The sequence below is a fragment of the Streptomyces sp. NPDC015131 genome, assembly GCF_043079975.1.
Lineage (GTDB): Bacteria > Actinomycetota > Actinomycetes > Streptomycetales > Streptomycetaceae > Streptomyces.
The window spans coordinates 881240-900251 of sequence record NZ_JBIBVB010000004.1 but is presented as its reverse complement, the minus strand read 5'-3'; the positions used below and the strand labels follow the sequence as shown (position 1 = coordinate 900251).

Annotated in this window: 16 protein-coding genes, 1 rRNA gene and 1 riboswitch; of the genes, 14 read left to right on the top strand and 3 right to left on the bottom strand. The window is 71.3% G+C overall.

The features are described from left to right. Positions 1-10: 10 nt before the first annotated feature. From rrf to ACF08D_RS20120, 11 genes are all read left to right on the top strand, one after another. Positions 11-127: ribosomal RNA gene (gene rrf / locus ACF08D_RS20170) — 5S ribosomal RNA — on the top strand. A gap of 148 nt (positions 128-275) precedes the next feature. Beyond that, positions 276-884 carry a CDP-alcohol phosphatidyltransferase family protein gene (locus tag ACF08D_RS20165; protein ID WP_073755560.1) on the top strand — a complete coding sequence of 203 codons (609 nt, stop codon included), beginning with the start codon at positions 276-278 and terminating at the stop codon, positions 882-884. A gap of 117 nt (positions 885-1001) precedes the next feature. Continuing rightward, positions 1002-3497 (top strand): sugar phosphate nucleotidyltransferase, encoded by a 2496-nt coding sequence (locus tag ACF08D_RS20160; protein WP_392224072.1) that lies wholly within the window; start codon positions 1002-1004, stop codon positions 3495-3497. Positions 3498-3607: 110 nt separating this feature from the next. Then, positions 3608-4537 carry a DUF881 domain-containing protein gene (locus ACF08D_RS20155; RefSeq protein ID WP_392224071.1) on the top strand — a complete coding sequence of 310 codons (930 nt, stop codon included), beginning with the start codon at positions 3608-3610 and terminating at the stop codon, positions 4535-4537. Then, positions 4534-4866, top strand: coding sequence for a small basic family protein (locus tag ACF08D_RS20150; RefSeq protein WP_064068997.1), 333 nt, complete (start codon positions 4534-4536; stop codon positions 4864-4866). The genes ACF08D_RS20155 and ACF08D_RS20150 overlap by 4 nt, the downstream gene beginning before the upstream one ends. A gap of 5 nt (positions 4867-4871) precedes the next feature. After that, complete coding sequence (locus tag ACF08D_RS20145) at positions 4872-5711, top strand: DUF881 domain-containing protein (RefSeq protein WP_392224070.1); 840 nt, start codon at positions 4872-4874, stop codon at positions 5709-5711. 166 nt (positions 5712-5877) lie between these two features. Then, positions 5878-6807, top strand: coding sequence for an FHA domain-containing protein (locus ACF08D_RS20140; protein WP_392224111.1), 930 nt, complete (start codon positions 5878-5880; stop codon positions 6805-6807). A 17-nt stretch (positions 6808-6824) separates the two neighbouring features. Then, positions 6825-7577, top strand: a complete 753-nt coding sequence (locus ACF08D_RS20135; RefSeq protein WP_392224069.1) for a MerR family transcriptional regulator — start codon at positions 6825-6827, stop codon at positions 7575-7577. A 54-nt stretch (positions 7578-7631) separates the two neighbouring features. Beyond that, positions 7632-8105 (top strand): bifunctional nuclease family protein, encoded by a 474-nt coding sequence (locus tag ACF08D_RS20130; RefSeq protein WP_004002801.1) that lies wholly within the window; start codon positions 7632-7634, stop codon positions 8103-8105. Positions 8106-8317: 212 nt separating this feature from the next. Then, on the top strand, positions 8318-8971 hold the full coding sequence (locus ACF08D_RS20125) for a MerR family transcriptional regulator (RefSeq protein ID WP_392224068.1): 654 nt from the start codon (positions 8318-8320) through the stop codon (positions 8969-8971). A gap of 108 nt (positions 8972-9079) precedes the next feature. Further along, the gene (locus tag ACF08D_RS20120; protein ID WP_392224067.1) at positions 9080-10600 is read left to right on the top strand and encodes a DNA polymerase IV; all 1521 of its coding nucleotides are present in this window, start codon (positions 9080-9082) and stop codon (positions 10598-10600) included. Between the two features lie 243 nt (positions 10601-10843). Here ACF08D_RS20120 and ACF08D_RS20115 read toward each other — a convergent pair whose 3' ends face one another. Then, on the bottom strand, positions 10844-11209 hold the full coding sequence (locus tag ACF08D_RS20115) for a PRC-barrel domain-containing protein (protein ID WP_392224066.1): 366 nt from the start codon (positions 11207-11209) through the stop codon (positions 10844-10846). Between the two features lie 114 nt (positions 11210-11323). After that, a riboswitch (glycine riboswitch) is annotated at positions 11324-11423 on the top strand. Positions 11424-11602: 179 nt separating this feature from the next. On the opposite strand from ACF08D_RS20115, the gene gcvP reads away from it, so the two are divergent. Next, positions 11603-14488 carry an aminomethyl-transferring glycine dehydrogenase gene (gcvP, locus tag ACF08D_RS20110; RefSeq protein WP_392224065.1) on the top strand — a complete coding sequence of 962 codons (2886 nt, stop codon included), beginning with the start codon at positions 11603-11605 and terminating at the stop codon, positions 14486-14488. A gap of 280 nt (positions 14489-14768) precedes the next feature. Here the strand turns inward: gcvP and ACF08D_RS20105 are convergent, their stop codons facing one another. After that, positions 14769-14975, bottom strand: coding sequence for a DUF5999 family protein (locus tag ACF08D_RS20105; RefSeq protein WP_392224064.1), 207 nt, complete (start codon positions 14973-14975; stop codon positions 14769-14771). A gap of 248 nt (positions 14976-15223) precedes the next feature. After that, a complete protein-coding gene (locus tag ACF08D_RS20100) occupies positions 15224-15838 on the bottom strand; it encodes a hypothetical protein (RefSeq protein ID WP_392224110.1) in 615 nt (204 codons plus the stop codon). A gap of 546 nt (positions 15839-16384) precedes the next feature. Here ACF08D_RS20100 and ACF08D_RS20095 point away from each other — a divergent pair. Continuing rightward, complete coding sequence (locus ACF08D_RS20095; RefSeq protein WP_392224063.1) at positions 16385-17908, top strand: glutamate-cysteine ligase family protein; 1524 nt, start codon at positions 16385-16387, stop codon at positions 17906-17908. Positions 17909-18175: 267 nt separating this feature from the next. Further along, positions 18176-18976: a CPBP family intramembrane glutamic endopeptidase gene (locus ACF08D_RS20090; protein WP_392224062.1), complete on the top strand. Its 801-nt coding sequence runs from the start codon at positions 18176-18178 to the stop codon at positions 18974-18976. Positions 18977-19012 lie beyond the last annotated feature (36 nt).

Here is a 19012-nt window from a genome sequence, read left to right as displayed (position 1 = left end):
TTCATAGTGTTTCGGTGGTCATAGCGTTAGGGAAACGCCCGGTTACATTCCGAACCCGGAAGCTAAGCCTTTCAGCGCCGATGGTACTGCAGGGGAGACCCTGTGGGAGAGTAGGACGCCGCCGAACAATCATTGTGGGAAAGCCCCGCACCATAAGGTGCGGGGCTTTCCTGCGTTATGGGTCGTCGAGCCGGCGGGACCCCTGTGTCCGGGGCCCTCATGGCTGACGGTAAAGTCGGGGGGCATCGTCGGCACGTTCCCCAGGAGGCCCCCGGGTGGAGGTACAGGAGACTCGCGTTCAGACGGACCGGGTCCTCACCATCCCGAACATCCTCAGCATGGCCCGCCTGGCGGGTGTGCCGCTGTTCCTGTGGTTGATTCTTCGTCCGGAGTTCGGCGGGCCGAAGAGTGACGGCTGGGCCCTGCTCGTCCTGATGCTCAGCGGTGTCAGCGACTATCTGGACGGCAAGCTCGCCCGGCGCTGGAACCAGATCAGCAGCCTGGGCCGGCTGCTCGACCCGGCGGCCGACCGGCTCTACATCCTGTCGACCCTGCTCGGCCTGACATGGCGTGAGATCCTGCCGCTCTGGCTGACGGTGGCGCTTTTGGCTCGTGAGCTGATGCTGCTGGTGATGGTGGGAATCCTCCGCCGGCACGGCTATCCGCCGCCGCAGGTGAACTTCCTCGGCAAGGCGGCGACCTTCAACTTGATGTACGCGTTCCCGTTGCTGCTGCTCAGTGACGGAACGGGCTGGCTTTCGTCACTCGCTGAAGTTTTCGGGTGGGCCTTCGCCGGATGGGGTACAACTCTGTATTGGTGGGCAGGGATCCTGTATGTGGTCCAGGTCCGCCGACTGGTCAAGGCGGATACCGTGGCCGATTGACCCCGTCTTTCCGGCGCAGCGCAGTGATTGCCCGTGCCTGCTCGACGCAAGAGGATCGCTGTCCCGGACGGGTGAAGTCGGCTTGACCGTCATCTCTGCAAGGAGGACGCTTCCGACATGAAGGCCGTCGTTATGGCCGGTGGCGAAGGAACCCGCCTTCGCCCCATGACCTCGAGCATGCCCAAGCCGCTCCTGCCGGTGGCCAACCGGCCGATCATGGAGCATGTGCTGCGGCTGCTCAAGCGGCATGGGCTCAATGAGACCGTTGTTACCGTTCAGTTCCTCGCCTCGCTGGTGAAGAACTACTTCGGTGACGGCGAAGAGCTCGGCATGGAGCTCACCTATGCCAACGAGGAGAAGCCACTCGGGACCGCGGGGAGCGTCAAGAATGCCGAGGAGGCACTCAAGGACGACGCCTTCCTCGTGATTTCCGGTGACGCGCTCACGGACTTCGACCTGACCGACCTCATCGCGTTCCACAAGGAAAAGGGCGCGATGGTCACGGTGTGCCTCACCAGGGTGCCCAACCCCCTGGAATTCGGTATCACGATCGTGGACGAAGAGGGCAAGGTCGAGCGCTTCCTCGAGAAGCCCACCTGGGGTCAGGTCTTCTCCGACACGGTCAACACGGGCATCTATGTGATGGAGCCCGAGGTCTTCGACTATGTCGAGGCGGATGTGCCGGTGGACTGGTCCGGTGACGTCTTCCCTCAGCTCATGAAGGAGGGCAAGCCGATCTACGGCTATGTCGCCGAGGGCTACTGGGAGGACGTCGGCACCCACGAGAGCTACGTCAAGGCCCAGGCCGACGTCCTCGAGGGCAAGGTCGACGTCGAACTCGACGGCTTCGAGATCTCGCCCGGTGTGTGGGTCGCCGAGGGTGCGGAGGTCCACCCGGACGCCGTGCTGCGCGGGCCCCTCTACATCGGCGACTACGCCAAGGTCGAGGCCGGCGTGGAGATCCGCGAGCACACCGTCGTCGGGTCCAACGTGGTCGTAAAGAACGGGGCCTTCCTCCACAAGGCGGTGGTCCACGACAACGTCTACATCGGCCAGCACAGCAACCTTCGCGGCTGTGTGATCGGCAAGAACACCGATGTGATGCGGGCGGCGCGGATCGAGGAAGGCGCCGTCATCGGCGACGAGTGCCTCGTCGGCGAGGAAGCGATCGTCCAGGGCAATGTGCGGGTCTACCCGTTCAAGACGATCGAGGCCGGCGCCTTCGTCAACACCTCGGTGATCTGGGAGTCCCGCGGGCAGGCCCACCTGTTCGGCGCGCGTGGTGTCACCGGCATCCTCAATGTCGAGATCACCCCGGAGCTGGCGGTCCGGCTCGCCGGCGCGTACGCGACCACCCTGAAGAAGGGCGCCACGGTCACCACCGCGCGCGACCACTCCCGGGGTGCGCGTGCGCTGAAGCGGGCGGTGATCTCCGCGCTCCAGGCCAGCGCCATCGACGTACGGGACCTGGAGAACGTGCCTCTGCCCGTCGCCCGTCAGCAGACGGCCCGGGGAAGCGCCGGCGGCATCATGATCCGGACGACGCCCGGTGTGCCCGACTCGGTGGACATCATGTTTTTCGACGAGCGGGGCGCCGACCTGTCGCAGGCGGGGCAGCGGAAGCTGGACCGGGTGTACGCGCGCCAGGAGTACCGGCGGGCGTTCCCGGGCGAGATCGGCGACCTGTCCTTCCCGTCCAGCGTCTTCGACTCGTACACCGGATCGCTGCTGAAGAACGTCGACACGACGGGGATCGCCGACGCCGGCCTCAAGGTCGTCGTCGACGCGTCCAACGGCAGCGCGGGTCTGGTGCTGCCGAGCCTCCTGGGCCGGCTCGGGGTGGACTCGCTGACGATCAACCCGGGTCTGGACGAGTCGCGGCCGACCGAGTCCGCCGAGTCCCGGCGCGCCGGTCTGGTGCGGCTGGGCGAGATAGTGGCGTCGGCGCGCGCGGCGTTCGGCGTGCGGTTCGACACGGTCGGCGAGCGGCTGTCGCTGGTGGACGAGCGTGGCCGGATCATCGAGGACGACCGGGCGCTGCTGGTGCTGCTCGACCTGGTGGCGGCCGAGCGGCGCAGCGGGCGGGTGGCGCTGCCGGTGACGACGACGAGGATCGCCGAGCAGGTCGCCGCGTACCACGGTACGCAGGTGGACTGGACGACGACCTCGCCGGACGACCTGACCCGGGTCGGGCGCGAGGAGTCGACCATCTTCGGCGGTGACGGCCGCGGTGGGTTCATCGTGCCGGAGTTCAGCAGCGTCTTCGACGGTACGGCGGCGTTCGTGCGGCTGCTCGGACTGGTGGCGCGTACCCAGCTCACGCTGAGCCAGATCGACGCGCGGATTCCGCGGGCGCATGTGCTGAAGCGGGACCTGGCCACTCCGTGGGCGGTCAAGGGCCTGGTGATGCGCCGGGTCGTGGAGGCCGCCGGGGACCGGCACGTGGACACGACCGACGGTGTGCGGGTCGTGGAGGCGGACGGCCGGTGGGTGATGGTGCTGCCCGACCCGGCCGAGGCCGTCACCCATCTGTGGGCCGAGGGGCCGGACGACGCTTCGGCGGAGGCCCTGCTGGACGAGTGGGCCGGGGTGGTCGACAGCGCCGGCCGCTGACACCACCGGGCCGTGTGCACGGCCGAGCCGGGAGGCGCGTTCGTCGCGCCTCCCGGCTTTGCGGTGGGGCCATTCGGCGCAAGCCGTTCCGACGTGCGACGATGTGCGGCATGTCGCAGCAGCCCCCCGTTCGGAGCACCGGCTCCCCGCCTCCGCGTCCCGACGCGTCGATGTCGCTGCTGACCAATGTGATGGACCACGCGCTGGACGACGGGTACGCCGAGGCGTCGGCCCGCCGTGAGGCCGAGGGCGGTGGTCTGCCCCGTACGCTCCGGGCCAAACTGGGGCTGGCGGCGGGTCTGGTGCTGGCCGCGCTGGTGGTGACCCTCGGGGCGGCGCAGGCGCGGATATCGGCTCCGGTGGTGGCCAAGGAGCGGGAGGAGCTGATCGACCGCATCGGGTCGGAGACCTCCGGCGCCGACCGCCTGGAGAAGGAGATCGAGGCGCTCCGGGCCGAGGTGGGGGAGCGGCAGCGCAAGGCGCTGGAGCAGCACGGAGGGGACCAGGGGCAGCTTGTCGCGCTGCTCTCGGGGGCGACGCCGGTGCGCGGGCCGGGCGTCAAGCTGGTCGTCGACGACGCCAAGGGCACCGGCGGGGGTGGGGACGGGCCGCGCGAGAGCAGTGGCTTCGCCGACACCGGCCGGGTCAGGGACCGGGACATGCAGCGCGTGGTGAACGGGCTGTGGCAGGCGGGCGCGGAGGCGGTCTCCATCAACGGGCAGCGGCTGACCGCCCTGTCGGCGATCCGTGCGGCCGGTGACGCCATACTGGTCGACAACAAGCCGCTGGTACCGCCGTACACGGTGCTGGCGGTCGGGGACGGAAAGAAGCTGCGTACGACCTTCCAGGACAGTGCCGACGGACAGTACCTGCACGTGCTGCAGGAGAACTTCGGTATCCGCACCAGCATTTCGGACCAGGGCGAGGTGCGCCTGCCGGCCGCGCCGAGCCTGATCGTACGTACAGCACAGCCGAGCAGTGCCACGGCCGCAGAGGGAGACGGGCCGGGCACGGCCGACACAGGGAAGGGCACATCGTGATCGCCGTACTGGGCCTCGTCGTGGGAGTCGTGGTCGGACTGTTCATTCGGCCCGAGGTGCCGGCGGTGGTCGAGCCCTACCTGCCGATCGCCGTGGTGGCCGCGCTGGACGCCGTCTTCGGTGGTCTGCGGGCCATGCTCGACGGGATCTTCGTCGACAAGGTCTTCGTGGTCTCCTTCCTGTCGAACGTCGTCGTGGCCGCGTTGATCGTGTTCCTCGGCGACAAGCTGGGTGTCGGCGCGCAGCTGTCCACGGGTGTGGTCGTGGTGCTCGGCATCCGGATCTTCTCCAACGCCGCCGCCATCAGGCGGCACGTGTTCCGGGCGTGAGGCCGATGAGCGAGAACGAGCAGACCCCGCATCCCGAGAGCGGCTCCCAGAGCGGCCCCGAGCAGCGGCCCGGGCCGGGCGGCGACCGTCCGGCCGCGCCGGAGGGGCCGTCGGCGCCGGCGGCGCCCACCGGGCGGCAGCGGCTGATCGCCGGACTGTGGCCGCCGCGCGTCACCCGGGCGCAACTCATCGTGGCCCTGCTGCTGTTCGGCCTGGGCCTCGGCCTGGCCATCCAGGTCCGCTCGACCAGCGACACCGGTGCCCTGCGCGGCGCGCGCCAGGAGGATCTGGTGCGCATCCTGGACGAGCTGGACGACCGCACCCAGCGCCTGGAGGACGAGAAGGCCCGCCTGGAGGACCAGCGCACCGAGCTGGAGAACAGCTCGGACCAGGCGGAGGAGGCGCGCCGGCAGACGCTGGAGAAGGAGCGGCAGCTCGGCATCCTCGCCGGTACGGTGGCGGCCCAGGGTCCCGGGATCACGCTGACCATCGACGACGGCGCGGGGGCCGTCGAGTCGGACATGCTCCTCGACGCGATCCAGGAGCTGCGGGCGGCCGGCGCGGAGGCGATCCAGGTCAACGGGGTGCGGGTGGTCGCCGACTCGTACTTCTCCGGCGACCCGGGCGGCATCGAGGTCGACGGCCGGAAGATCAAGGCCCCGTACCGCTTCAAGGTCATCGGCAAGCCGCAGGATCTCGAGCCGGCGCTGAACATCCCCGGCGGCGTGGTGCAGACGCTGGAGAAGGAGCAGGCCACCGCCACGGTCGCCCGGTCGGAGAAGATCGTTGTGGACGCCTTGCGACCGGTGGAGCGGCCTGACTACGCTCGGTCGTCATCCCAGTGAATCGGGGGTACATGGGGGTCAGGCGTCCAGGGCGCGCCGGCGGCGGCGGGCCGAGCAGGGGAGCGGGGTCCGGCGTGCGCACAGGGATGGCGGCAACCGGAATACCGGCGCCGGGCCGGGAGGTTGCGGGGGGTCGGCGCATCACAGAGGTGGTGCGTGATGGAAACTGTCCGGAGGTCACGGACGTTGTGATGGTGTCCGGGTCGGCAGGTGTGTTCATTCAGGATGTGTCCTGCCCCACGGGCGGGTCTGTTTCGTTCAAGGGGAATCGCCCGTGAAGTTGTTTGCGAAGTTGTTCGGCAAGAGCGCACGCGAGGACGGCGGCAACGCCCGGCACCGCGCGCCGCGCCATGGCCAGAGTGAGGAGCAGGGCGGCGAGCGCCCCCTCTTCCGTGACGAGGTGGCCGGTGACATTCCGGGGGGTCAGGGCGCGTCTGTTGACCCTGCCGGTTCCGGCCGCATAGGTTTCGGGGAACCATCAACCTCGGGTACGGGTGGAGGGTTTGCGCCCGACCCGTACGCGACGAACGCCCACGCGGGCCAGCCGCGGCAGGAGGATTCGTCCATGCCGGTGTGTACGAGGTGCGGGCACCGCAACGCCGAGGCGAGCCGGTTCTGCTCCAATTGCGGTGCGCCGCTGCGTGGCGGGGTGCCGGCGGAGCGCGCGTCCGAGACGACGTCCACGATCTCGATCTCCGGCCTGGAGGCGTACGACTCCGAGGTCACCGGCCAGACGCAGCTGCCGTCGCTGTCCCCCGAGGCCCAGGCGGCCGTGGAGGCCCTGCCGCTCGGCTCGGCGCTCCTGGTGGTGCGCCGCGGTCCGAACTCGGGCAGCCGCTTCCTGCTGGACGGTGATCTGACGACCGCCGGGCGGCATCCGCAGAGCGACATCTTCCTGGACGACGTGACGGTGTCGCGTCGCCATGTGGAGTTCCGCAGGTCGCCCGACGGCAGCTTCACCGTCTCGGACGTGGGCAGCCTCAACGGCACCTATGTCAACCGTGAGCGCATCGACTCGGTGCCGCTGGCGAACGGTGACGAGGTGCAGATCGGCAAGTACCGGCTGGTCTTCTACGCGAGCCAGCGGGGCGTGTGATCCGGCAGGGGAGGCCCATGCTGCGAACCACCGGCGGCGGTGCCGGCAACGGCACCGCCGGCGCGTCCGACCAGCTGGTGAGCATCGGGACGGTGCTCAACCAGCTGCGCGAGGAGTTTCCCGAGGTCACCATCTCCAAGATCAGGTTCCTGGAGGCGGAGGGCCTGGTCGAGCCGCAGCGGACGGCGTCCGGTTACCGGAAGTTCTCGCCGCGCGACGTCGAGCGGCTGGCGAGGATCCTGCGCATGCAGCGGGACCACTATCTGCCGCTGAAGGTCATCCGGGAGCACCTGGACGCGGTGGAGCGCGGCGAGCAGGTGGAACTTCCGTCCGGGCCCCCGCCGCAGCGGGAGGCCCTGGACGGCGAGCCCTGGGAGGTGCCGGAGCAGGACCGGCCCACCGCCGCCCGGGTCGGCCGGGCCGAGCTTCTGGCGGCGGCGGGCGCCGGTGAGGACGAGCTGGCCGAGTGGGAGTCGTACGGCCTGGTCGTCCAGGGTGTGGACGGCGGGTACGACGCGGAGGCGGTGACGGTCGCCCGGCTCGTCGCCGAGATGGGCAGATTCGGCCTCGAACCGCGGCACCTGCGGGCGGTGAAAGCCGCCGCGGAACGCGAGGCGGGGCTGGTCGAACAGGTGGTCGCACCGCTGCGCCGGCACCGGAATCCGCAGACCAGGGCCCATGCCGAGGCCACCGCGAAGGAGCTGGCGGCGCTGTCCGTCCGGCTGCACGCGGCGCTGGTGCAGACGGCTCTCGGCGTCCGATTGCACTGATCTTGACAGGGGCCCGACTATCCAAACCGGTCCGGCACGTCCTAGGGTTGCAATGTGAACGAGCTCGATGTTGTCGGTGTCCGGGTGGAAATGCCGTCCAACCAGCCGATCGTGCTCCTGCGTGAAGTGGGAGGCGACCGGTACCTCCCGATTTGGATCGGACCGGGTGAGGCCACGGCGATCGCCTTCGCGCAGCAGGGGATGGCCCCCGCTCGGCCGCTCACTCATGACCTTTTCAAGGACGTGCTCGAGGCCGTGGGCCAGGAGCTGACCGAGGTCCGCATCACGGACCTCCGGGAAGGCGTCTTCTACGCGGAGCTGGTCTTCGCCAGTGGCGTGGAGGTGAGCGCGAGGCCGTCCGACGCCATAGCGCTGGCCCTGCGCACCGGGACGCCGATCTACGGCAGCGACGGCGTGCTGGACGACGCCGGGATCGCGATTCCGGACGAGCAGGAGGACGAGGTGGAGAAGTTCCGCGAGTTCCTCGACCAGATCTCGCCCGAGGACTTCGGCACCAGCAGCCAGTGAGCCGTACGGCCCGCCGCTGACCCCCCTGCCGCTCTGCCAGGAGCCCCCTGGCGGCGTCTGAAGCCCAATCGGCTTGACCTACCCGCTTTCGGGATACGGGAAACCACTCTCAGGGTGATTATCACTCGGCGTGCCGAGTGTGGCGATCGTTGACGCACCCCTGGTGACTGCCTACCGTCGACATGGCAGGTCAAGGACGGAGGGTCGGCGTGATGAGCAGCGGCGACGGTGCGACTGGGGGCCTCCCCGGACGAAGTCTGGGGAAGAGCGGGCCGTATCCGCTTCACGGGGGTGCGGCCGGACCGGCGCGCATGCACGAGGCCGATCGGGTGCGTGACGAGGGGGCTTCCGGCGACGCCGAGGAGGCCGGCGAGACGGTCGGCTACCGGGGACCCACCGCGTGCGCCGCGGCGGGGATCACCTACCGGCAGCTCGACTACTGGGCCCGTACCGGGCTGGTCGAGCCGAGCGTGCGGCCCGCCTACGGGTCGGGGACGCAGCGGCTGTACAGCTTCCGCGACGTCGTGGTCCTCAAGATCGTCAAGCGCTTCCTCGACACGGGTGTCGCCCTGCAGAACATCCGCGCGGCCGTGCAGCACCTCCGGGCGCGCGGCTTTCGCGACCTGGAGCGCATGACGCTGATGAGCGACGGCGCGACCGTCTACGAGTGCTCCTCGCCCGACGAGGTCGTCGACCTGCTCCAGGGTGGCCAGGGGGTCTTCGGGATCGCCGTGGGCGTGGTCTGGCGGGACGTGGAGGCGGCGCTGTCGCAGCTCCACGGGGAGCGCGTGGACACCGGGGAGACCCTGGTCGGGCACAACCCGACGGACGAGCTGGCGCGCCGGCGCCGTGACCGGGCCGTCTGAGCCCGCCGTGCCCGTCCTCGGACCGCGTGCGCGGCTGTCGGCCGCCCGAGGCCGGGGTCCGCACGTCTGTGCGAGCGATTGTCAGTGGCGTAGGGCAGCATCGGTGATGTGAGACCAGCGCCGACGATCCTGCATCTGGACATGGATGCCTTCTTCGCCGCCGCCGAGCAGGCGACGAAGCCGAGTCTGCGCGGAAAGCCGGTGGTCGTGGGCGGCCTGGGCCCGCGTGGTGTGGTCGCCACCGCCTCGTACGAGGCCCGGCGGTTCGGGGTGCACTCGGCGATGCCGATGGCCCAGGCGCGCCGGCTGGCGCCGAACGCCGCGTATCTGGTGCCGCGCTTCTCGCTCTACCGCTCGGTGAGCGACCGGGTCATGGAGCTGCTGCGGGAGCTGTCGCCGCTCGTGGAGCCGCTGAGCCTCGACGAGGCGTTCGTCGACCTGGAGGCCGGAGGGTGCGCCTTCGACGCGGCGGGCGCGCGGGCGGCCGGGGAGCGGCTGCGCGCCGACATCCGGGCGGTGACGGGGCTGACCGGCTCGGTGGGGCTCGCCGGCTCCAAGATGATCGCCAAGATCGCGTCCGAGGAGGCCAAGCCCGACGGCCTGGTGATGATCGCACCGGGCACGGAGCGGGAGCTGCTGGGGCCCAAGTCGGTGCGCATTCTGCCGGGCGTGGGGCCCGCCACCGGGGAGCATCTGCGGCGCGCCGGCATGACGACGGTCGCGGACCTGGCGGCGGCGGGGGAGGACGAGCTGGTCCGGCTCCTGGGGAAGGCCCATGGCGAGTCCCTGTACCGGATGGCGCTGGGGTACGACGACCGGCCGGTCGTCGCGGAGCGGGATGCCAAGTCGGTGTCGGTGGAGGACACCTTCGACGTGGACCTGCACGACCGGGTGCGGGTGCGGACCGAGGTGGAGCGGCTGGCCGAGCGGTGTGTGCAGCGCCTGCGGAGCGCGGGACGCTCGGGGCGGACGGTGGTGCTGAAGGTGCGGAGGTACGACTTCTCGACGCTGACGCGCTCCGAGACGCTGCGTGGCCCGACGGACGACCCGGTGGTGGTGCGGGAGGCCGCGGCGCGGCTGCTGGAGGCGGTGGACACCACGGGCGGTGTCCGGCTGCTGGGCGTGGGGGTGTCGGGGCTCGCGGACTACACCCAGGAGGACCTGTTCGCCCAGGCCGCCGCGGAGAAGGCGCCCCCCGCCGCTCCGGGGCCGTCGGCGGAGGCGGCGGGTGGCCTGGGTGCGGGCAAGCCGGGTGCGGGCGGCCGGGCGCTGGTCGTGGCGTCCGGCGGTGGCACGGAGGCCCCTGGCGCGGACGGTCCGCCGGTGGGCGTCGCGGGTGCGGCCGGGCCCGGCCGGGAGCCGCCGACTGGGGCGGCCGTGGGCGCGGAGGGCGCGGCCGGTCCCGGGGGGCCGGGCGCGGAGGGGGGCGGGCGGAGATGGGCCGCCGGACAGGACGTACGGCACACCGAGTACGGCCCCGGGTGGGTGCAGGGGAGCGGGCTGGGGCGGGTGACCGTGCGGTTCGAGGAGCCGGGGTCGCCCCCGGGGCGGGTGCGGACCTTCCGGGCGGACGACCCGGAGCTGGCCCCGTCGGACCCGCTGCCCCTGGTACCGGGTCGGTCGTCGTGACGGGTGGCGCCCGCGGTTGGTCGTCGTGACCGGTGGTGCCCGCGGTTGGTCGTCGTGGCCGGTCGTACCGGCGGTTGGTCATCGTGGCCGGTGGTGCCCGCGGTTGGTGGGCGTGGCCGGTGGTGCCCGCGGTGGGTCGTCGTGGCCGGTCGTACCGGCGGCTGGTCGTGGTGACCGGTCGTACCGGGTCCGTCGTCCTGGCCGTCGTCCCGCGGTTGGTCGTCGTGGCCGTCGTACCTGTGGTCAGTCGTCGTGACCGGCTATCGTCCCGAAGTCGCGGTCGGCGGCGGGCGGGGGCGGAAGCGCGATGCCGTAGTGGTGGTAGAGCTGGACCTCCTGCTCGGGCGACAGATGGCGGCCGACGCCGAAGTCGGGGGCGTCCTTGATCAGGGCGCGCTCGTATGGGACGTGCAGGCCGTCGTCCGCGAGGTCGCTGGGCTCCAGGGGGACGAAGGCGTCACGGCTGAACAGGCCCGTGCGGACGGCGGCCCACTCCGGGACGCCGGTCGCGTCGTCCAGGTACACCTCGTCGATGGTGCCGATCTTGTTGCCGTCGCGGTCGAACGCCTTGCGGCCGATCAGGCTGCGCGGGTCGATGTCGGTCTGCACGGTCCCTCCAACGGGTCGCAACCGCTGCGTCAAACACTACGAAAGTGCACTTCGGTGACGTCGGCCACTCGAGGGATCCGCGAGGGACCGCGCTGGTAGGCTGGCTACGGCCGCTGACCCCGTGCGGGAGAGTCCTCCGGAGAAACCTTTCGGAGGCGCCGAAGGAGCAAATCCTCCCCGGAATCTCTCAGGCACCCGGTACCGCACGGACGAGGTCACTCTGGAAAGCAGGGCGGGCGTCGGACGGCATCCGCCCTCACCGACGGTGAAAGCCGGCCCGCCCCTCGGGGAGGTCCGGTGAAGCTCTCAGGTCGAGATGACAGAGGGGGAGGCCGTCCGGGCACCCGCGCCGCGGTGCCCCTCGCAGGTCGCATCGACCAGGAGGCCCCCGCCATGACCGCCAACCGCACTCCGCTCTCCGTACTCGAACAGGGCATCCCGTTCGAGCAGCGGCACATCGGGCCCGACGACGAGGCCCGCGCCAAGATGCTCGCGCAGGTCGGCTACGGTTCGCTCGACGAGCTCACGGCTGCCGCGGTCCCGGATGTCATCAAGAGCGCCGGCGCCCTCGGGCTGCCCGACGCGCGCACCGAGGCGGAGGTGCTGGCCGAACTCCGTTCGCTGGCCGACCGCAACCAGGTCCTCGCGCCCATGATCGGTCTCGGCTACCACGGCACCTTCACGCCGCCGGTGATCCTGCGCAACGTCATGGAGAACCCGGCCTGGTACACCGCGTACACGCCGTACCAGCCGGAGATCTCCCAGGGCCGCCTGGAGGCCCTGCTCAACTTCCAGACCATGGTCGCCGACCTGACCGGGCTGCCCACCTCCGGCGCCTCGCTGCTCGACGAGGGCACCGCGGCCGCCGAGGCCATGTCGCTGGCCCGCCGGGTCGGCAAGGTCAAGAACGGTGTCTTCCTGGTCGACGCCGACGCGCTGCCCCAGACCGTCGCCGTCATCCAGACCCGCGCCGAGCCGACCGGTGTCGAGGTCGTCGTCGCCGACCTGAGCGAGGGCATCCCCGCCGAGGTGGCCAAGCGCGGCGTGTTCGGCGTGCTGCTCCAGTACCCGGGTGCCTCCGGTGCCGTCCGGGACATCAAGGCCGTCATCGACCAGGCGCACGAGCTGGGCGCGATCGTCACCGTCGCCGCCGACCTGCTGGCGCTGACCCTGCTCACCTCGCCCGGCGAGCTGGGCGCCGACATCGCGGTCGGCACCACCCAGCGCTTCGGCGTCCCCATGGGCTTCGGCGGCCCGCACGCCGGGTACATGGCCGTCCGCGACACCTACGCCCGCAGCCTGCCCGGCCGGCTCGTCGGCGTCTCCGTGGACGCCGACGGTGACAAGGCGTACCGCCTGGCCCTCCAGACCCGCGAGCAGCACATCCGCCGCGAGAAGGCCACCAGCAACATCTGCACCGCGCAGGTGCTGCTCGCCGTGATGGCGGGCATGTACGCCGTCTACCACGGCCCCGAGGGCCTGAAGACGATCGCCCGGCGCACCCACCGGTACGCCGTCGTCCTGGCGGAGGGTCTGCGCGCGGGCGGTGTGGAGGTCGTGCACGGCGCGTTCTTCGACACCGTGACCGTCCGCGTCCCCGGCCGGGCCGCCGAGGCGGTCGCCGCCGCCCGGGAGAACGGGGTGAACCTCCGCCTCGTCGACGCCGACCACGTCTCCGCCGCCTGCGACGAGACCACCGGGCGCGCGCAGATCGCCGCCGTGTGGGACGCCTTCGGCGTGACGGGCGACATCGAGGCGCTGGACGCGTCCACCGACGACGTGCTGCCCGCGGCGCTGCTGCGCTCCGACGCGTACCTCACCCACCCCGTCTTCCACGCGCACCGCTCCGAGACCGCGATGCTGCGCTACCTGCGCAAGCTCGCCGACCGCGACTACGCGCTGGACCGCGGCATGATCCCGCTCGGCTCCTGCACCATGAAGCTGAACGCGACCACCGAGATGGAGCCGGTGACCTGGCCCGAGTTCGGCCAGATCCACCCCTTCGCGCCGGTCGACCAGGCGCAGGGCTACCTGACCCTGATCCGCGAGCTGGAGGAGCGCCTCGCCGAGGTCACCGGCTACGACAAGGTCTCCATCCAGCCCAACGCCGGCTCGCAGGGCGAGCTGGCCGGGCTGCTCGCCGTCCGCGCGTACCACCGCGCCAACGGCGACACGCAGCGCACGGTCTGCCTCATCCCCTCCTCCGCGCACGGCACCAATGCCGCCAGCGCCGTGATGGCCGGGATGAAGGTCGTCGTCGTCAAGACGGCCGACGACGGCGAGATCGACGTCGAGGACCTGCGCGCCAAGATCGAGCAGTACCGCGACGAGCTGTCCGTGCTGATGATCACCTACCCGTCCACGCACGGGGTGTTCGAGGAGCACGTCGCCGACATCTGCGCCCAGGTGCACGAGGCGGGCGGCCAGGTGTACGTGGACGGCGCCAACCTCAACGCCCTGGTCGGCCTCGCGAAGCCGGGCCACTTCGGCGGTGACGTCTCGCACCTGAACCTGCACAAGACCTTCTGCATCCCGCACGGCGGCGGCGGCCCGGGCGTCGGCCCGGTCGGCGTGCGCGAGCACCTCGCCCCGTACCTGCCCAACCACCCGCTCCAGCCGAGCGCCGGCCCGGAGACCGGTGTCGGTCCCATCTCGGCCGCCCCGTGGGGCTCGGCGGGCATCCTGCCGATCTCCTGGGCGTACGTCCGGCTGATGGGCGGCGAGGGCCTCAAGCGCGCGACCCAGGTCGCCGTCCTCGCGGCCAACTACATCGCCAAGCGCCTGGAGCCGCACTACCCGGTGCTCTACACGGGCCCGGCCGGGCTGGTCGCCCACGAGTGCATCGTGGACCTCCGCCCGCTCGCCAAGGCGACCGGCGTCAGCGTCGACGACATCGCCAAGCGCCTGATCGACTACGGCTTCCACGCGCCCACCATGTCCTTCCCGGTGGCCGGCACACTGATGATCGAGCCGACCGAGAGCGAGGACCTGACCGAACTCGACCGCTTCTGCGACACGATGATCGCGATCCGGGCGGAGATCGAGAAGGTCGCCTCGGGCGAGTGGCCCGCCGACGACAACCCGCTGCGCAACGCCCCGCACACGGCGAACGCGCTGGGCGGCGAGTGGAACCACGCCTACAGCCGCGAGGAGGCCGTCTTCCCGGCCGGTGTCTCGGCCGCCGACAAGTACTGGCCGCCGGTGCGCCGCATCGACGGCGCGTTCGGCGACCGCAACCTGGTCTGCTCCTGCCCGCCCATGGACGAGTACGAGGGCTGACGGACCGACCCGCCGGGTCTCCGCCGAGCCCGGTGGAGACCCGGCGGGGCCGGCGTAGGGCCGGTGGACATGGCGTAGGACCGACGGGGTCGGCGTGGGGCCGACGGGGTCGGCCTAGGACCGGTGGACACGGCGTAGGCCGGTGGACACGCGGACCCGGTGGACATGGCGAAGGGCCGGTACGGATCTGGTGTCCGTACCGGCCCTTCGCCGTGCTCGCGGTGCTCGCGCGGTGGTACCCGTGCCCGCCCGTGCCTGGCCGGTGGCGCCGCGGGACCGCTCAGGCCGCGGTGACGACCTTCGACGCGCTCAGCGGCCGGTTCGGCGCGATGATCTGGCCGTCCGGCAGCAGTTCGCCGGTGTCCTCGAAGAGCAGGACACCGTTGCACAGCAGGCTCCAGCCCTGCTCCGGGTGGTGGGCCACCAGACGGGCCGCCTCCCTGTCGGCGGAGTCGGCGGTCGGACAGGCTGGCTGGTGCTGGCACATGGGTCGGTTCTTTCGCTGCGGTGTGGTGTGAGTCCTGCGGCTCGATGCGGTGCTCATGGCCGCCCCCCGTTGGTCGGTCGGTCCGTTCCCAGTGTTGCCCCACGGGCGTCAATCCGCAGGGATTTCGCTACAGCGCTTCCTACTGCTTAATGACGTATCACCCGCCCGGATGGTTCAGGTCAACCGCACTGCCTCTTCGGGTGGTTCGGGATGGCCTCCCTGGACTAGTCCGATCGGACGGGTACCCCTCAGGCCGTTGACTCCAGCGAGTCGAGCGACTCCAGCAACGGCGGCACCAGGCGCAACGTCAGCATCGGAAGCAGGTCCGCGACCCGGTACGGCAGGTGCGGGGCGATCCCCGGCGGCGCCGGCGCGAGCGGGATCAGGACGTCCGCGGGCGCCGGGGCGCCGGTGGCCGGATCGGCCTCCGGGTCGCCGTGCAGCCACAGCGTCAGCATGTACAGATCCGGTACCGAGAGCAGCCGCGCCTGGTGCCGGGTGGCCATCGCGTCGGCCTGGCGCAGCGCCCGCTCCGTCGAGGCGAGATAGGGCCCCTCGAAGAAGTGCGAGAACGCCCAGCCGTCCGCGGTGAGCATCGTGTCCGCCCCGGCGACCGGGCGGTCGCCGGAGCGGATCAGGAAGCGCCAGCCGGCCAGCCGGGTCCGCGGCGCGCCGCCGGCGGCGGGCGGCACGGCCGGGTCCCGGACGTCCAGGACGTGGACGGGCAGCGGGAGTTCGGGGCTCAGCGGTCCCTGGACGGACCGGAGAGCGGGGGTGTGCGCCTCACGGACGGCGGGGGAGCCGAGCGCCGCGAGGACACTGCGCAGGGCAGGCGCGGGGGCAGGGGAGACGTGCAGCGGCATGGTGGGTCGCCTCTCAGTCAAGAGACAGGGTGATGCGAGGGAGGTGCGGACGGCGGTGTCAGCTTCGGGGTCAGAGGATGCCGGAAGGCCGACGGGCCGTGGCCGGGCTCGACTCTCTGCCTCGTTTCGCGGAGTTTATACGACACGTGTTCACGCGATGTTTCCGCTAGCCGTCGGCGACGTTACCCACAAGGCTGAAACGGGACTTCAAATTGCGGCGTATCTGTGGATTTCCCGTGCCGCCCAAGGCCCCGGCCTGCGCTCCCGGCCCGCGCGCGGTAGGCCGAATGCCGACCCTCTTTACGCCGTCCCGGCGCGCCGCCCCGAGGCCCGGTGCGAACACCGCGCGGCCGGGTCGGCCGCGCATCGGACGGCGGTAACTGCCCGCTGCCTCATGCCTCCGGAATGTGCCGGACAAACAATGTATCCAGCCTACCGTCCAACGTCTGTCCATGTGGGCGTTACAGATCACTCCGGCTGGGCATTATCGTCCGTGACGCGAGCGGACGATGCCGCGCGCCCGCCCACTCGAGGAGGGACACTTCGATGGGGGAGAAGATCGCGGCAGGCCGCTTCGACCTGTCCGATCGGCAGAGGTACCGCAGGAAACTTCAGCAGTGCCTGACGGGACTGGAGCGCCTCCTTGCCGACAAACGGTTCGACCGGCCGCGCAATCTCGTGGGGCTGGAGATCGAGCTGAATCTCGCGGGTGCCGACGGCATGCCGCGGATGATGAATGCCGAAGTGCTGGAGCGCATCGCCAGCCGGGATTTCCAGACGGAACTGGGAATGTTCAACCTCGAGGTGAACATCGCCCCGCACCGGCTCGGCGGCCGGGTCTTCGACCAGCTCGCCGAGGAGCTGCGCACCGGCCTGGCATATGCGCACCGGAAGGCGCAGGAAGTCGACGCCGGCATCGTCATGGTCGGTATTCTTCCCACGCTCTCCCAGGACGACCTGGTGTCGTCGAACCTCTCGGACGTCGACCGCTACCGGCTGCTCAACGACGAGATCGTGGCGGCCCGCGGCGAGGACTTCACCCTGGAGATCGACGGCGTCGAACGGCTCAGCTGCACGGCGGGCTCCATCGTGCCGGAGGCCGCCTGCACCTCCGTACAGCTCCACCTCCAGATCACGCCCGAGCGCTTCGCCGACGTGTGGAACGCCGCCCAGGCCATCGCCGCCGTGCAGATCGCCCTGGGGGCCAACGCCCCCTTCCTCTTCGGCAAGGAGCTGTGGCGCGAGTCCCGCCCGCCGCTGTTCACCCAGGCCACCGACACCCGCCCGCCGGAGCTCCAGGCGCAGGGCGTGCGCCCGCGCACCTGGTTCGGGGAGCGGTGGGTCTCCTCGGCGTACGAACTCTTCGAGGAGAACGTCCGCTACTTCCCCGCGCTGCTGCCGATCTGCGACGACGAGGACCCGCTGCGCGTGCTCGACGAGGGCGGCGTCCCCGCGCTCCAGGAGCTGACCCTGCACAACGGCACGGTCTACCGCTGGAACCGGCCGGTGTACGGGGTCGTCGACGGCGTACCGCACCTGCGCGTGGAGAACAGGGTGCTGCCCGCCGGGCCGACGGTCGACGACGTCCTCGCCAACGCCGCCTTCTACTACGGGCTGGTGCGCGCCCTCGCCGAGGACGCCCGGCCGGTGTGGAAGCGGCTCCCCTTCGAAGACGCCGCCGCGAACTTCGACGCCGCCTGCCGGTACGGCATCGACGCCGAGCTGCGCTGGCCCCGGCCCGGGCGCGGCGGGGTGACGACGGTGCCCGCGGTGAAGCTCGTACGGGACGAACTGCTGCCGCTGGCCGCCGCCGGGCTCGACGCGTGGGGCGTGGAGCCGTCCGACCGCACCAAGTACCTCGGCATCATCGAAGGGCGCTGCAAGCGGCGGGTGAACGGGGCGTCCTGGCAGGTGGAGGCCTTCCACCGGGCGCTGGACACCGGGCTGGGCCGCGAGGCGGCGCTGGCGGCGACCACCCGCCAGTACTGCCGCCTGATGCGCAAGGGCGACCCGGTGCACACCTGGCCGGCCGGCTTCCCCGGCCACCCCGAGGCGCAGCTGGAGGGCTAGCGGGGGAGGGGGAGGGCTCCTCCGAAGCTGGGGTTCCGGGCAGGGGGAGGCGAGGTCCGGCCGCGCGGTGGGCGTGGGGTTGTTGCGGATTGCGGTTGCGGGTTGCGGGTTGCGGGTTGCGGTTTGCGGTGGGTCGGCGTGGGGCGCTGTGTCGTCGCGGGGTGCCGGGGCTGTCTTAGGGCGTGCGGGCCCGGCTGGGCCGGGGGTGCGATCGTCGGGCAAGCTGTGACGTCCCAGGGCGGTCGACCGAGGCAGGTGTGCGCGTACGTGGCTGGAACTCTTCCCGCGGAGGGCGTGGGGCGGAAAACCCTGCGGTCCGAGACGGTCATCGTCCTGGCGCTCTCGCTCGGGGCGAGCGGCGTCTCGGCGCTGATCAGCTTCATCGGGTCGCTCACCCGGCCGGGCGGGCTGAAGGACCAGGCGGCGACGCTCAACGGCTCGTACGCGCCCGGGCGGCCGTGGCTCGACCTGGCCTGGCAGCTGTTCGGTATCGCCACGGCGCTGGTGCCGGTGGTGCTGGTGGCGCACCTGCTGACCCGGGAGCCGGCGGGCCCGGCCCGGGAGGGCGGCGGGCTGCGGCTGATCGGCTTCGACCGCAGCCGCCCCTGGCCGGACCTCGGGCGCGGTGCGCTGGTCGCCGCCGGCATCGGCAGCGCCGGGCTCGCCTTCTACCTGGCCGCGCGCCAGACCGGGGCCAACCTGACGGTGGTGCCGGAGGCCCTGCCGGACGTGTGGTGGAAGTACCCGGTGCTGATCCTGTCGGCGGTCCAGAACTCCGTACTGGAGGAGGTCGTCGTGGTCGGCTACCTCCTGCGGAGGCTGGACCAGCTGGGCTGGACGCCCATGGCGGCGCTGGTGACGAGTGCGGTGCTGCGCGGTTCGTACCACCTCTACCAGGGGATCGGCGGCTTCATCGGCAACATGGTGATGGGCGCGGTCTTCGTGCTGCTCTACCGCCGGTGGGGGCGGGTCGGGCCGCTGGTCGTCGCCCACGCCCTGCTCGACATCGTGGCGTTCGTCGGCTACGCGCTGCTGGCCGGCCGGGTGGGGTGGCTGCCGACGGCGTGACGTGAGGGCGGGCGAGGGAGCGTCCGGCGGGCGAGG